Origin of the sequence: Modestobacter italicus (genome assembly GCF_000306785.1) — a bacterium.
Classification (GTDB): domain Bacteria; phylum Actinomycetota; class Actinomycetes; order Mycobacteriales; family Geodermatophilaceae; genus Modestobacter; species Modestobacter italicus.
This window is the reverse complement of record NC_017955.1, coordinates 4,551,997-4,565,566: the sequence shown is the minus strand read 5'-3', so window position 1 is coordinate 4,565,566 and position 13,570 is coordinate 4,551,997. Positions and strand designations below refer to the sequence as shown.

At 75.2% G+C, this 13,570-nt stretch carries 11 protein-coding genes and 1 tRNA gene; 7 read left to right on the top strand and 5 right to left on the bottom strand.

Going from position 1 to position 13,570, the window contains the following annotated elements; genetic code table 11:
- Positions 1-144: 144 nt before the first annotated feature.
- Positions 145-927: an ABC transporter permease gene (locus tag MODMU_RS21590; RefSeq protein ID WP_014742512.1), complete on the bottom strand. Its 783-nt coding sequence runs from the start codon at positions 925-927 to the stop codon at positions 145-147.
- A complete protein-coding gene (locus MODMU_RS21585; protein ID WP_014742511.1) occupies positions 927-1,832 on the bottom strand; it encodes an ATP-binding cassette domain-containing protein in 906 nt (301 codons plus the stop codon). The genes MODMU_RS21590 and MODMU_RS21585 overlap by 1 nt, the downstream gene beginning before the upstream one ends.
- A gap of 227 nt (positions 1,833-2,059) precedes the next feature.
- On the opposite strand from MODMU_RS21585, the gene MODMU_RS21580 reads away from it, so the two are divergent.
- Positions 2,060-3,247, top strand: a complete 1,188-nt coding sequence (locus tag MODMU_RS21580; RefSeq protein WP_014742510.1) for an adenylate/guanylate cyclase domain-containing protein — start codon at positions 2,060-2,062, stop codon at positions 3,245-3,247.
- Between the two features lie 60 nt (positions 3,248-3,307).
- On the top strand, positions 3,308-4,948 hold the full coding sequence (locus MODMU_RS21575; RefSeq protein ID WP_014742509.1) for an ABC-F family ATP-binding cassette domain-containing protein: 1,641 nt from the start codon (positions 3,308-3,310) through the stop codon (positions 4,946-4,948).
- A 73-nt stretch (positions 4,949-5,021) separates the two neighbouring features.
- Here MODMU_RS21575 and MODMU_RS21570 read toward each other — a convergent pair.
- The 3 genes from MODMU_RS21570 to MODMU_RS21560 form a co-directional block, all read right to left on the bottom strand.
- Positions 5,022-5,093: transfer RNA gene (locus tag MODMU_RS21570), tRNA-Arg, on the bottom strand.
- Between the two features lie 74 nt (positions 5,094-5,167).
- Complete coding sequence (locus MODMU_RS21565) at positions 5,168-5,866, bottom strand: DUF305 domain-containing protein (RefSeq protein WP_041795526.1); 699 nt, start codon at positions 5,864-5,866, stop codon at positions 5,168-5,170.
- Between the two features lie 29 nt (positions 5,867-5,895).
- Positions 5,896-6,732, bottom strand: a complete 837-nt coding sequence (locus MODMU_RS21560) for a thioredoxin-like domain-containing protein (protein ID WP_014742507.1) — start codon at positions 6,730-6,732, stop codon at positions 5,896-5,898.
- Between the two features lie 192 nt (positions 6,733-6,924).
- Here MODMU_RS21560 and argS point away from each other — a divergent pair, with 192 nt between their 5' ends.
- From argS to thrB, 5 genes are all read left to right on the top strand, one after another.
- Positions 6,925-8,586: an arginine--tRNA ligase gene (gene argS / locus MODMU_RS21555; protein WP_014742506.1), complete on the top strand. Its 1,662-nt coding sequence runs from the start codon at positions 6,925-6,927 to the stop codon at positions 8,584-8,586.
- Positions 8,583-10,064 (top strand): diaminopimelate decarboxylase, encoded by a 1,482-nt coding sequence (gene lysA, locus MODMU_RS21550; protein WP_014742505.1) that lies wholly within the window; start codon positions 8,583-8,585, stop codon positions 10,062-10,064. The genes argS and lysA overlap by 4 nt, the downstream gene beginning before the upstream one ends.
- The gene (locus MODMU_RS21545) at positions 10,061-11,359 is read left to right on the top strand and encodes a homoserine dehydrogenase (RefSeq protein ID WP_014742504.1); all 1,299 of its coding nucleotides are present in this window, start codon (positions 10,061-10,063) and stop codon (positions 11,357-11,359) included. The genes lysA and MODMU_RS21545 overlap by 4 nt, the downstream gene beginning before the upstream one ends.
- A gap of 97 nt (positions 11,360-11,456) precedes the next feature.
- A complete protein-coding gene (thrC, locus tag MODMU_RS21540; RefSeq protein ID WP_014742503.1) occupies positions 11,457-12,542 on the top strand; it encodes a threonine synthase in 1,086 nt (361 codons plus the stop codon).
- On the top strand, positions 12,543-13,496 hold the full coding sequence (thrB, locus tag MODMU_RS21535) for a homoserine kinase (protein ID WP_041795524.1): 954 nt from the start codon (positions 12,543-12,545) through the stop codon (positions 13,494-13,496).
- Positions 13,497-13,570 lie beyond the last annotated feature (74 nt).

The following is a 13,570-nucleotide window of genomic DNA, read 5'->3' as shown; positions in this document are numbered from 1 at the left end:
ACGTCGTTGGACCGGGTCCCGACTCTACGCCCGGGGCCCCTGCCTGCGACGCCGCCGCGTGAGGTGGCGCACGTGTCCCGTCTCACGCCGCACGGAACGGCGCGAGCCGCCTCCCGGCCGGGGTCGGGCCCCGCCGGACCCGGCTCAGACGACGTCCCGCCGGACGGCGAGCAGGGTGCCCAGGACGGCGGCGACCAACCCGTAGCTGAGCAGCACCAGACCGCCCTGCCACGCGCTGAGCAGGTCGGTCTGGCCGAAGGTGGCCGTCATGGCCTCCAGGGCGCCACCGGGCAGCCACTTGTAGGCACTGTTGATCGCCGGGATCGCCTGCACGATCGTCTCCACCACGAACAGGTAGACCAGCACGCCGACGATGGCACCCACCTGGTTGCGGACCAGTGCGCCCACGCCGACGCCGATCACGGCGTAGATGACCAGCGCGGCCCAGGCGCCGGCGAGCACCCGCAGGTTGTCCCCGCTCAGCGAGGGGGCGGCACCGCGGGCGCCGGCGTAGACGGTCACCACCAGGACGTCGACGGCGATCACCAGCAGCGCCATCGGGACGGCGGCCACCAGGTAGGCCAGCAGCTTGGCCACCACCACCCGGCCGCGGTGCGGGCTGGTCAGGAAGGTGGGGGTGGCGGTGCGGTGCCGGTACTCCTGCGTCGTGCCGATGATGCCCAGCACCACGAACAGCACCGTCGCGTTCGCCGACACCCCGAGCGCGAGCTGCTCGAAGTCCGCGGTGCCGATGGCGGGCAGGCCCTGCCCGTCGGGGCCGCCGCCGCTGCTGCCGGCGAAGCCGGTGAACAGCGCGGCGAACCCGCCGACCAGCACGCAGGAGCCCAGCAGCAGGCCGATCCACACCCGGGTGGTCAGCAGCTTGGTCCACTCGGCGCGGGTCAGCCGGGCGATGACGGCGCCCATCAGGCGGCTTCCTCTCCGGTGGTGGCGGTGCCGGGCCGGCCGGCGGCGTACTGCTCCGAGCCGGCGGTGAGCTGGAAGTAGACCTCTTCCAGCCCGCTGGTGTGGGCACGCAGCTCGTGCAGCTCGATCCGGCCGGCGAACGCGCGCCGGCCGACCTCCTCGACGGGCAGGCCGGTGACGGTGAGCCCGTCCGGGTGGCCGTCGGTGGTGACGACCGACGTCCCCGCGGTCGTGCGCAGCAGGTCGGCCAGGGCGTCCTTCTGCGGTGAGCGGACCAGCACGCTGCCGGCGCTGCCCGAGCGCAGCTCCGCGAGCGAGCCCTGCCGGACCAGCTTCCCGGCCCCGACGATGACCACCCGGTCCGCGGTCTGCTCCACCTCCGCCAGCAGGTGGCTGGAGACCAGCACGGTGCGGCCCTGGTCGTGCGCGAGGTGGCGGAGGAACCCGCGCAGCCACTGGATGCCCTCGGGGTCCAGCCCGTTGGCCGGCTCGTCGAGGACGAGTACCGCCGGGTCGCCGAGCAGCGCGGTGGCCAGCCCGAGGCGCTGGCGCATGCCGAGGGAGTAGCCGCCGGCCTTGCGGTCGCCGGCCGGGCCGAGCCCGACCTGGTCGAGCACCTCGTCCGCGCGCGACACCGGGATCCCGGCCGCCCGGCAGTAGACCCGCAGGTGGTTGCGGCCGCTGCGGGCCGGGTGGAACGCCGTCTCCAGCACCGCACCCACCCGCCGGGTCGGTTCGGTGAGCGCGGCGTAGGGCGTGCCGTTGAACGTGGTGGTGCCGCGGTCGGGGTTGATCAGCCCGAGAGCCATCCGCAGCGTCGTCGTCTTGCCGGCGCCGTTGGGCCCCAAGAACCCGGTCACCTGACCCGGCTCGACGGTGAAGGAGAGGTCGTCGACCGCGCGCACGCTGCCGAAGGTCTTGGTGAGGGCGCTGACCTCGACCCGGACGGGGTCGTGGGCGGCCCGGCTACCGCTGCTGATCAGGTCCTCCTCGCTCGCACCGGCGGGTCCGGTGACGTGCTGATCCTGGCGTATCGAGCCCCTCGACGGCCAGCACGCGACCGCACGGGCGCGCGCGGTCCGGTGACCCCGCGCACACCCGGGGCGCCGGATGACGGGTAGGTTGCGGGCTCGTGGACGCCTCCCGACGGGTGGCCGACGGCCCGGTGCCCGACGGGGAGCGACCTGGGCCCGGAGCCGACCCCGACCCGCGGGAGAGCCTGGAGCGGCTGCTGCTCGACGGGCCGCGCCGCTACACGCGCGCCCAGGTGGCCGCGCTCGCCGGGATGCCCCCCGAGCGCACCCAGCGGCTGTGGCGGGCCCTCGGCTTCGCCGACGTCGCGGACGACGACGCGGCCTTCACCGATGCCGACGTCGCCGCGCTCGCCCGGCTCTCGGCGCTGATCGACACCGGCTTCGTCGACCCGCGGGCCGAGGCCTCCATCGCCCGGGCGATGGGGCAGTCGCTGTCCCGGCTGGCGGACTGGCAGACCGACATGATCGCCGCCCTGCTGCTGGACCCCGCGCACGGCGGACCGGACGCCCAGCGGGCGGTCGAGGAGGGCGTCGTGCGCTCGGCGGAGGAGCTGCTGCCGCTGATGCGCGAGCTGCAGGACTACGTGTGGCGCCGGCACCTGGCGGCCAACGCCGACCGGCTCTTCCTGGCCGCCCCCGGGACGGTGGACCGCCGGGAGCTGGCCGTCGGCTTCGCCGACCTGGTCGGCTACACCTCGCGCAGCCGCGGCATGGGCGGCCGGGAGCTCGGCACGATGGTCGAGGACTTCGAGGGCCTGGTGGCCGACCTCATCGCCCGGCACCACGGCCGGGTGGTCAAGACCGTGGGTGACGGTGTCCTGTTCACCTGCGAGGAAGCGGCCGATGCGGTGGAGATCGCGCTGCGCCTCCCGGAGGAGTGGAACGCCCCGGACCGGCCGCCGCTGCGGGTCGGCGCCGCCTTCGGCCCGGTGCTCACCCGGCTCGGCGACGTCTACTCCCCGGTGGTCAACCTGGCCAGCCGGCTCACCTCGCTGGCCCGGCCCTCCACCGTGCTGGTCGACCAGCAGCTGGCCCGGCGGCTCCGCGGGCTGCCCGGCTACCGGGTGCGGCCGCTGCGCCGGGTGTCGGTGCGCGGCTACGACCAGCTGCAGCCCTGGCTGGTCCGCCGCCGCGAGGCCGACGCCGACGTCGCCCCGGGGGTCGCCTCCTTCGAGCAGCTGCTCGACGAGATCGCCGACGACGTGCTCACCGACGGGGCCGACGAGCCGTCGAGCGGGGCCTGGGACGAGGAGTCGCCGGACGCCGTCGGGCCGTTCGCAGAGTGAGCGGGAGCGCTGCCGGGACCGCGTGACCCGGCGCCGGGGAGTGGTCGGCACGATGGACGGGTGTCCGCCACCCTGCTCGCCCGCGGCCTGGCCGCCGGTCACGGCGCCCGCGTCCTGTTCACCGACCTCGACCTGGTCGTCGCCCCCGGTGACGTCGTCGGCCTGGTCGGGGTGAACGGCGCGGGGAAGTCCACCCTGCTGCAGACCCTGGCCGGGGTGCTCCCGGCCGAGGCCGGTGAGATCTCGCTCAGCCCGCCGTTGGCCACCGTGGGCTACCTGCCGCAGGAGGCCGAGCGCCGGCCGGGGGAGACGGTGCTGGACGCGCTGGCCCGGCGCACCGGCGTGGCCGCGGCCCAGGTGGCCATGGACGCCGCGCTGGAGGCGCTGACCGCAGGAGCCCCCGGAGCGGACGACGGCTACGGCGACGCGCTGGAGCGCTGGCTGGCGCTCGGTGGCGCCGACCTGCCCGAGCGGGCGGAGGAGGTGGTGGCCTCCGTCGCCCCGGGTGTCGCGCTGGACGCGCCGACGACCGGGCTCTCCGGCGGGGAGGCGGCCCGGGTGGGGCTGGCCTCGCTGCTGCTGAGCCGCTACGACGTCCTGCTGCTCGACGAGCCGACCAACGACCTCGACCTGGCCGGCCTGGACCAGCTGGAGCGCTTCGTGTCCGGCCTGCGCACGGGGGTGGTGCTGGTCAGCCACGACCGCGAGTTCCTGGCCCGGACCGTCACCCGGGTGGTCGAGCTGGACCTGGCCCAGCAGCTGGTCCGGGTCCACGACGGCGGCTACGAGGCCTACCTGGTCGAGCGGGAGGTGGCCCGCCGGCACGCCCGCGAGGAGTACGAGGAGTTCGCCGACACCAGGTCGGGCCTGGAGGACCGAGCCCGGATGCAGCGGAACTGGATGGCCAAGGGCGTCCGCAACGCGGTGCGCAAGCAGGGCAACGAGCCGGACAAGAACATCCGGGCGCACATGCGGGCGACGTCGGAGAAGCAGGCGGCCAAGGCCAGGCAGACCGAGCGCCGGATCGAGCGGCTCGAGGTGGTCGAGGAGCCGCGCAAGGAGTGGGAGCTCCGGCTGGAGATCGCCCCCGCACCGCGGGCGGGTGCGGTGGTGGCGACGCTGCGGGGCGCCGTCGTCCGCCGGGGTGGCTTCACCCTCGGCCCGGTCGACCTGCAGGTCGACTGGGGCGACCGGGTGGCGATCACCGGCGCCAACGGCTCGGGCAAGAGCACCCTGCTGGCCGCGCTGCTGGGCCGGGTGTCGCTCGACGAGGGGACGGCGTCCCTCGGCCCCGGGGTCCGGCTCGGCGAGGTCGACCAGGTGCGGGGTCTGTTCCTCGGCGACCAGCCGCTGGTCGCCGCCTTCGGCGCGGAGGTGCCCGACCTGCCCGACGCCGAGGTGCGCACCCTGCTGGCCAAGTTCGGCCTGCGCGCCGACCACGTGCTGCGCCCGGCCGGCACGCTGTCGCCGGGGGAGCGGACCCGGGCTGCGCTGGCGCTGCTGCAGGCCCGGGGGGTGAACGTGCTGGTGCTCGACGAGCCGACCAACCACCTGGACCTGCCGGCGATCGAGCAGCTGGAGCAGGCGCTGGCCGACTACCCGGGCACCCTGCTGCTGGTGACCCACGACCGGCGGATGCTCGAGGCGGTGCACACCACCCGGCGGTTCGAGGTGACCGCGGGCCGGGTGCACGCCGGCTGACCGGAGACGACGCCGCCCGCCGCGGCCGAGGGGCCGGGCGGGCGGTGTGTGCGGTGCGAGCCTGGGCTGTGGGTGCCCCCGGCAGGATTCGAACCTGCGCCCCTGCCTCCGGAGGGCAGTGCTCTATCCCCTGAGCTACGGGGGCTCGTCATCGCTGGCGCCTGTCGTGCTCGGCGCCCGGAAGACGTTACCAGCCGGGCTTGCTCCGCCGGCGGGGGGTCAGGGAGCCGGCAGCGGGGCGCCGCCGCGGGCCCGGAGCATCTGCTCCATCGTCGTGGTCTCGGCCGTCTGCGTCTCCGCGATCGACCGGGCCAGGCCGCGCACGACCGCCTCACCGGCGTGCTGCCGGCCGTACTCCGCCATCTCCAGCCCGCCCTGGTGGTGCCGGATCATCAGCTGCAGGAAGCGGACGTCGAACGGGGTGCCCTGCAGCGAGCGGAGCTCGGCCAGCTCGGCCTCGGTCGCCATGCCTGGCATGACCGCGCCGTCGGCGGCCGCCATCCCGGACATGTCGTGCCCGGCCATCGCCCCGTCGTCCATCCAGCCCATCGTGTCGCCGCTGGTCAGCGGCAGGCCCCACAGCGTCAGCCAGCCCTGCATGCGGCCGGCCTGGTTGGTCTGGGTCGAGGCGATGTCGAAGGCCAGCAGCAGCACCTCGGGGTCGGTGCTGCGGCCGGCCGCCAGGTTGGCCATCTCCACGGCCTGCAGGTGGTGCCGGGACATGTCCCGGCTGAACCCGGCGTCGACCGAGTCCGCGGCCGGCTGGTCGGTGCGCCCGATGCCGAGCGCCACCGCCAGCCCGCCGCCCAGCGCCAGCAGCCCCGCGGCGATGACCGTGACCAGCAGCGCGGTGAGCCACGACCGCGGCCGGCGCCCGGCGGGGGTCCGCTCGACCCCGTCCTCGGCTGCGTCGTCCACGGCTGCGTCGTCCACGGTCGGGGTGGCCGTCAGGGCGCCGGGGTGCCGGTGGCGGCCGGGCCGGTCGAGGTCGGTGCGTCCGTGGCCGGGGTCTCGGTGGTCGGCGCGTCGGTCGCGGCCGAGGTGGCCCCGCGGCTGCTGTCACCGACGACCAGCGGGCTGCTGATGAACGTCGGGTTCTCGCAGCTGGCGCCGACCTCGGGGTAGAAGTCGCCGTTGAAGGTCAGGAAGTCGACGTACTGCTGCACCCGCTTGTCGGTCGCCGAGTCCACCGACAGCTGGTGGTTCCAGGACTGCAGGCTGATCGTCGAGCCCAGCCCGGCGTAGGGGGAGAGCAGCAGGCCGGAGCGGCCGTCGACCAGGTCCTGCAGCGTGGAGAGGTCGTCGTCGCTGATGGCGTCCGGGTCGTAGGCGATCCAGGTCGCGCCGTGCTCCATGGAGTGGACGGCGTTCTCGTGCCGGATGTCGACGTCGTAGACGGTGCCGGTGCAGTCGGCCCACTCCGGGTCGTGCGGGCCGCCGACCGGCGGGGACTCGGTGTAGGTCACCGGCGTCGTGACGTGCTGCTGACCGCTGGCGTAGTCGAAGGTCCGCAGGTCGGCGATCTGGTCGGCCGAGGTGACCTTGTCGGCGTTGGAGCGGTTCACCTGGACGACGGCGTAGGTGATGACCGCGGCGGCGAAGACGACGACGGCGACCGCCGCGGCGATCAGCCCCCACGGCCGCTGCGGGCTGACCACGTTGGCCGGCGGGCGGGTGCGGCCGCCCTGGCCGGGGCGCTGCCCGGTCGCCCTGCTGGCGCCGGACCCCCGACGGGACGGGCCGCTCGTCGGGCGGCCGTTCTCGGGCTTGGGGTCCTTGGCCACTGCCGCTCCTCGTTGCACCTCCGCGACCGGGGCAGGGGCGCCCCGGACCGGGCCGGGCCACCTGGCCGGCGGGGCGAGTGTAGGTCGGCGAGCTGTGCGGACCCGGCGGTCGTGGCCCTCTGGGGCGGGCGGGGCGGGTGGGGTGGCGGTACGGGCCGGGATGTGGTGGGCGCCGCTCAGTACGCTGGATCGGTGACACCCGAGCAGCTCAGCGACGTCGTCCGGTCCGCACTCGCGGCGGCCGTGGAACGCGGCGTGCTCGCGGTCGACGTCCCCGCCGAGGTCGTCATCGACCGGCCGAAGAACCCCGAGCACGGCGACTACGCCACCAACGTGGCGCTCCGGCTGGCCAAGGCGGCCGGCCGGCCCCCCCGCGAGGTGGCCGAGGTGCTCGCCGCCGAGCTGCGCGCGGTCGACGGCATCGCCGGTGTCGACGTCGCCGGCCCGGGCTTCCTCAACATCACCCTGGCCAAGGACGCGCTCGGCGCGATCGCCGTCCGCGCGGTCACCGCGGGGGAGGCGTACGGGCGCACCGAGACCCTGGCCGGGCAGCGGCTGAACCTGGAGTTCGTCTCGGCGAACCCGACCGGCCCGGTGCACATCGGCGGCACCCGCTGGGCCGCCGTCGGTGACGCGCTCGGCCGGCTGCTGACCGCCAGCGGCGCCCAGGTGTCCCGGGAGTACTACTTCAACGACGCCGGCGCGCAGATCGACCGGTTCGCCCGGAGCCTCATGGCGGCCGCGCACGGCCGGCCGGTGCCCGAGGACGGCTACGCCGGCGACTACATCGCCGACATCGCCGCCGAGGTGGTCGCCGCCGAGCCGGGTGTACTCGAGCTGCCCGAGGACGAGCAGCAGGAGCGGTTCCGGGTCCGCGGCGTCGAGCTGATGTTCGCCGAGATCAAGCGCAGCCTCGCCGGCTTCGGCGTGGTCTTCGACACCTACTTCTCCGAGAAGACGCTGCACGACAGCGGCGCGCTGGAGAAGGCGGTGGCCCGGCTCCGCGAGCAGGGGCACGTGTACGAGGCCGACGGCGCGGTGTGGCTGCGGACGACGGACTTCGCCGACGACAAGGACCGGGTGCTGGTCAAGCGGGACGGCGAGCCGACCTACTTCGCCGCCGACTGCGCCTACTACCTGGACAAGCGGGAGCGCGGCTTCGACCGGGTCGTGATCATGCTCGGGGCCGACCACACCGGCTACGTGGGCCGGTACAAGGCGCTGGTCGCGGCGATGGGCGACGACCCGGCGGTGAACCTGGAGATCCTCATCGGCCAGCTGGTGAACCTGGTCCGCAACGGCGAGCCGGTGCGGATGAGCAAGCGGGCCGGCACGGTGGTCAACCTCGAGGACCTGGTCGACGCGATCGGCGCCGACGCGGCCCGGTACGCGCTGGCCCGGGCCTCGGTCGACCAGCAGATCGACCTGGACCTGGACGCCTGGACCCGGCGGACCAACGACAACCCGGTCTTCTACGTCCAGTACGCGCACGCCCGGATCTCCTCGCTGCTGCGCGGTGCGGCGGACCTGGGGCTGGTGCTGGGCGAGGCCGGCGACGTCGACACCTCGCTGCTGGCGGAGCAGCGCGAGAGCGACCTGCTGCGGGCGGTCGGCGAGTTCCCCCGGGTCGTCGCCTCCGCCGCCGAGCTGCGCGCCCCGCACCGGGTGGCCCGCTACCTGGAGGAGCTGGCCGGCACCTACCACCGCTTCTACGACGCCTGCCGGGTGCTGCCGCGCGGCGACGAGGAGGCGACCCCGTTGACCACGGCCCGGCTCTGGCTGTGCGCGGCGACCGCAACGGTCCTGCGCAACGGCCTGGACGTCCTCGGCGTGCACGCCCCGGAGCGGATGTGAGGGCGCACCCGGCCGGTCCGCTGCACGGCAACATCGCCCCGCCGCCCGCGGCCGGCCCCGCCCCGGCCGACCTCGGCGCGCTCGACCCCGCGGTCTGGCCGCGGTCGGCCCGCCGGGTCGACGGCGAGCTGCACCTGGCCGGCCGGCCGGTCACCGAGCTGGCCCGGGAGCACGGCACCCCGCTGTTCGTGCTGGACGAGGCCGACTTCCGCAGCCGGGCCGCGGACTTCGCCGACGCGTTCGCCGACGCCGACGTGCACTACGCGTCCAAGGCGTTCCTCTGCGGCCAGGTCGCCCGCTGGATCGCCGACGACGGCCTGCACCTGGACGCCTGCAGCGGCAACGAGCTCGCCGTCGCGCTGGCCGCCGGCTTCCCCGCCGAGCGGATCGCGCTGCACGGCAACAACAAGTCCCTGGTCGAGCTGCAGCTGGCCGTCGACGCCGGCATCGGCCACGTGGTGCTCGACTCCTTCGACGAGATCGACCGGCTGGTGCCGCTGGCCGCGGCCCGGGTCGCCGCGGGCGGTGCGCCGGTGCCGGTGCTGATCCGCTCGACGGTCGGCATCGAGGCGCACACCCACGAGTTCATCGCCACCGCCCACGAGGACCAGAAGTTCGGCTTCTCGCTGGCCACCGGCGACGCGCTGACCGCGGCGGTGCGGGTGATCCGGGAGCCGGCGCTGCAGCTGACCGGCCTGCACAGCCACATCGGCTCGCAGATCTTCGACACCGCCGGCTTCGAGGCCGCCGCGCACCGGGTGGTCGGGCTGCTCGGCCAGGTCCACCAGGCCACCGGCGAGCTGCTCGGCGAGCTCAACCTCGGCGGTGGCTTCGGCATCGCCTACCTCGCCGAGGACGACCCGGTCACCCCCGCCGACGTCGCCACCCGGCTGCGCTCGGTGGTGGCCGCCGAGTGCGCGGCACTCGGCCTGCCGGTGCCGCGGCTGGCGGTCGAGCCCGGCCGGGCCATCGCCGGGCCCGGCACGGTGACGCTGTACGAGATCGGCACCATCAAGCCGGTCCGGCTCGGTGCCGGCGGCACCCCCGGCGCCCCGCTGGTGCGCAACTACGTGTCGGTCGACGGCGGGATGAGCGACAACATCCGCACCGCCCTCTACGACGCCAGCTACACCTGCGTGCTGGCCAACCGCAGCTCCGACGCCCCGCCGGCGCTGTGCCGGGTGGTGGGCAAGCACTGCGAGAGCGGCGACGTGCTGGTCCGCGACCTGTGGCTGCCCGCCGACGTCGTCCCCGGTGACCTGCTCGCGGTGGCCGCCACCGGCGCCTACTGCTGGTCGATGGCGAGCAACTACAACTACCTGTTGAAGCCCCCGGTGGTCGCCGTCCGGGACGGGGTGGCCACCGAGATCGTGCGGCGGCAGACACTGTCCGACGTGTTCGCCCTCGACGCTGTCCTCGCCGACGTCCCCGCGCCGTCGGTGGCGCCCTCCCAGCCCGCGGTCGGAGCCACCTCGTGAGCGACTCCCTGAAGGTCGCCCTGCTCGGCTGCGGCACGGTCGGCGGTGCCGTGCTGCGGCTGCTGACCGAGCAGTCCGACGACCTCGCCGCCCGGATCGGCCGGCGGGTCGAGGTGGCCGGGGTCGCCGTCCGCCGTCCCGACCACCACCCCGAGGTGCCCGCCGAACTGCTCACCACCGACGCGCACGGGCTGGTCACCCGGCCCGACGTCGACCTGGTGGTCGAGGTCATCGGCGGCATCGAGCCGGCCCGCAGCCTGCTGCTCGCCGCCATCGGCGCCGGGAAGTCCGTGGTCAGCGCCAACAAGGCGCTGCTGGCCGAGGACGGCGTCGCGCTGCACGCCGCGGCCGGGCAGGCCGGGGTCGACCTGTACTACGAGGCCGCCGTCGCCGGCGCCATCCCGCTGCTGCGGCCGCTGCGCGAGTCGCTCGCCGGCGACCAGCTCCGCCGCGTCGTCGGCATCGTCAACGGCACGACCAACTACATCCTGTCCCGGATGGCCGAGACCGGTGCCGGCTTCGGCGAGGCGCTGGCGGAGGCGACCGAGCTCGGCTACGCCGAGGCCGACCCGACCGCCGACGTCGACGGCTTCGACGCCGCCGCCAAGGCCGCGATCCTCGCCTCGCTGGCGTTCCACACCCCGGTCACCGCGGCCGACGTGTACCGCGAGGGCATCTCCGCGGTCTCGGCCACCGACGTGGCCCGCGCGGCGGAGATCGGCTGCACGGTGAAGCTGCTGGCCATCTGCGAGCGCGTCGCCGGGGCCGACGGTGCCGACGACGGGGTGGCCGTGCGGGTGCACCCGGCGATGATCCCGACCACCCACCCGCTGGCCTCGGTCGGCGGCGCGTTCAACGCCGTGTTCGTCGAGGCCGAGGCCGCCGGTGAGCTGATGTTCTACGGCCGCGGAGCCGGCGGCGAGCCCACCGCCAGCGCCGTGCTGGGCGACCTGGTGGCGGTGGCCCGCAACCGGGTGAGCGGCGCGGCCGGCCCGGGGACGACGGGCTACGCCGGGCTCACCGTCCGGTCGATGGCCGACACCCCGACCCGGTACCACGTGAGCCTCGACGTCGCCGACAAGCCGGGCGTGCTGGCGACCGTCGCGCACGAGTTCGCCGCCCACGGCGTCAGCATCGCCACCGTCCGCCAGGACGGGCACGGCGAGGCCGCCACCTTGGTCATCGTCACCCACCGGGCACCGGACGCCGCGCTGTCGGCGACGGTGGCCCGGCTGCGGGAGATGGACGCCGTCCGGGCCGTGACCAGCGTGCTGCGGGTCGAGGGCCTGGCCTGACCGCGGCTGGGCGGCGCACCGTCGCCCGTAGGATTCGCGACGCTGTGCCGGGCCGCCTGCCGACCCCGGCCCGACGACCGTGCCGGGAGGGGCTGTCATGACCGGAGCACACACCCTGCGAGGTGCCGTCTCGCCGTACTGGCCTGGCCTGATCGAGGCCTACCGGGACCGGCTGCCGGTGAGCGCCTCGACGCCGGTGGTCACGCTGCAGGAGGGCGCGACCCCGCTGGTGCCCGCACCGGAGCTGTCCCGCCGCACCGGCTGCGAGGTGTACCTCAAGGTCGAGGGCGCGAACCCGACCGGCTCGTTCAAGGACCGCGGCATGACCATGGCCATCACCAAGGCCGTGGAGGAGGGCGCGCAGGCGGTGATCTGCGCGTCCACCGGCAACACCAGCGCCAGCGCCGCGGCGTACGCGGCCCGGGCCGGGCTGGTCTGCGCCGTGCTGGTGCCGCAGGGGAAGATCGCCACCGGCAAGCTCGCCCAGGCGCTGGTGCACGGCGCCAAGCTGCTGCAGGTCGAGGGCAACTTCGACGACTGCCTCGCGCTGGCCAGCAAGCTCGCCATCGACTACCCGGTGAGCCTGGTCAACAGCGTGAACCAGTACCGCATCGAGGGGCAGAAGACGGCGTCGTTCGAGATCGTCGACGTCCTCGGCGACGCCCCCGACGTGCACTGCCTGCCGGTCGGCAACGCCGGCAACATCACCGCCTACTGGCAGGGCTACCGCGAGTACGCCGCGGACGGCCCGGCCACGCGCACGCCGCGGATGTGGGGCTTCCAGGCCGCCGGTGCCGCGCCGATCGTGTCCGGCAAGGTCGTCCCGCACCCGGAGACGATCGCCACCGCCATCCGGATCGGGAACCCGGCGTCCTGGACCAAGGCGCTGGCCGCCCGGGACGACTCCGGCGGCCGGATCGACGCGGTCACCGACCGAGCGATCCTCGCCGCCTACCGGCTGCTCGCCCGCACCGAGGCCGTCTTCGTCGAGCCGGCGTCCGCGGCGTCGGTCGCCGGGCTGCTGCAGGTCGCCGAGGCCGGCGGGCTCGAGCGCGGCCAGCGGGTGGTCTGCACCGTCACCGGCAACGGCCTCAAGGACCCCGAGTGGGCGATCTCCGGCGCCCCGGCGCCGGTCACCATCCCGGTGGACTCCGCCGCGGCCGCCGCGCAGCTGGGCCTCTGAGTGACCCGAGCCGTCCGCGTCCGGGTGCCGGCGACCAGTGCCAACCTCGGTCCGGCGTTCGACTGCGCCGGGCTGGCGCTGTCCTGCTGGGACTCCGTCGACGTCGAGGTGACCGACGGCGGCCTGGACGTCGCGGTCACCGGTGCCGGGGCCGGTGAGCTGCCGACCGACGAGCGGCACCTGGTCGTGCAGGCGTTCCGGGCGGCCTGCGCCGAGCTGGGCTGGACGCCGGCCGGCCTGCGGCTGTCGGCCCGGAACGGGATCCCGCAGGGCCGGGGGATGGGCTCGTCGGCCGCCGCGGTGACCGCCGGCGTGCTGGCGGCCTGGTCGCTGTGCCCGGACGTCGCCGGCGTCGACGACGCGGCGGTGCTGCGGCTGTGCTCGGAGATCGAGGGCCACCCGGACAACGTCGCGCCCTGCCTGCTGGGCGGGGCGACGCTGTCCTGGACGACGTCGTCGGGCGCGCGGGCCGAACGGCTCACCGTCGACCCCCGGGTGGCCCCGGTGCTGTTCGTGCCGAGCGGGACGCTGTCCACGCACGTGGCGCGCGGGCTGCTCCCCGGGGTCGTGCCGCACGCCGACGCCGCGCACGCCGCCGGGCGCTCGGCGCTGCTCGTGCACGCGCTGACCCGTGAGCCCGCGCTGCTGTTCGAGGGCACCGAGGACCGGCTGCACCAGGCGCAGCGGGCGCCGGCGATGCCGGAGAGCGCCGCGCTGCTGGCCGCCCTGCGGGCCGACGGGCACGCCGCCGTCGTCTCCGGCGCGGGGCCGTGCGTCCTGACGCTCGCCGTCCTCGATCACGACGAGCACGTCGGCGACCCGGGCTCGGCCGCCGAGGTCAGGGCGCTGCGGCGGCACACGCCCGAGGGCTGGGAGTGCCGGCCGCTGCGGGTCGACCACACCGGCGCGGTCGTCGTCCCGCTGGGTGCTGATCACGATCCTGTATCGTTCTGACCGTCCGGAACACACCTGCGAGGGACTGTGTTGTGGACGATGTCGGCCTGTGTCTAGGCTGGCTTCCGTAGCCG

Bases quoted from the DNA above. Each gene is read 5' to 3' on its own strand.
- MODMU_RS21590 (WP_014742512.1), bottom strand. From the start codon at position 927: ATGGGCGCCGTCATCGCCCGGCTGACCCGCGCCGAGTGGACCAAGCTG.
- thrC (WP_014742503.1), top strand. From the start codon at position 11,457: ATGACCGGAGCACACACCCTGCGAGGTGCCGTCTCGCCGTACTGGCCT.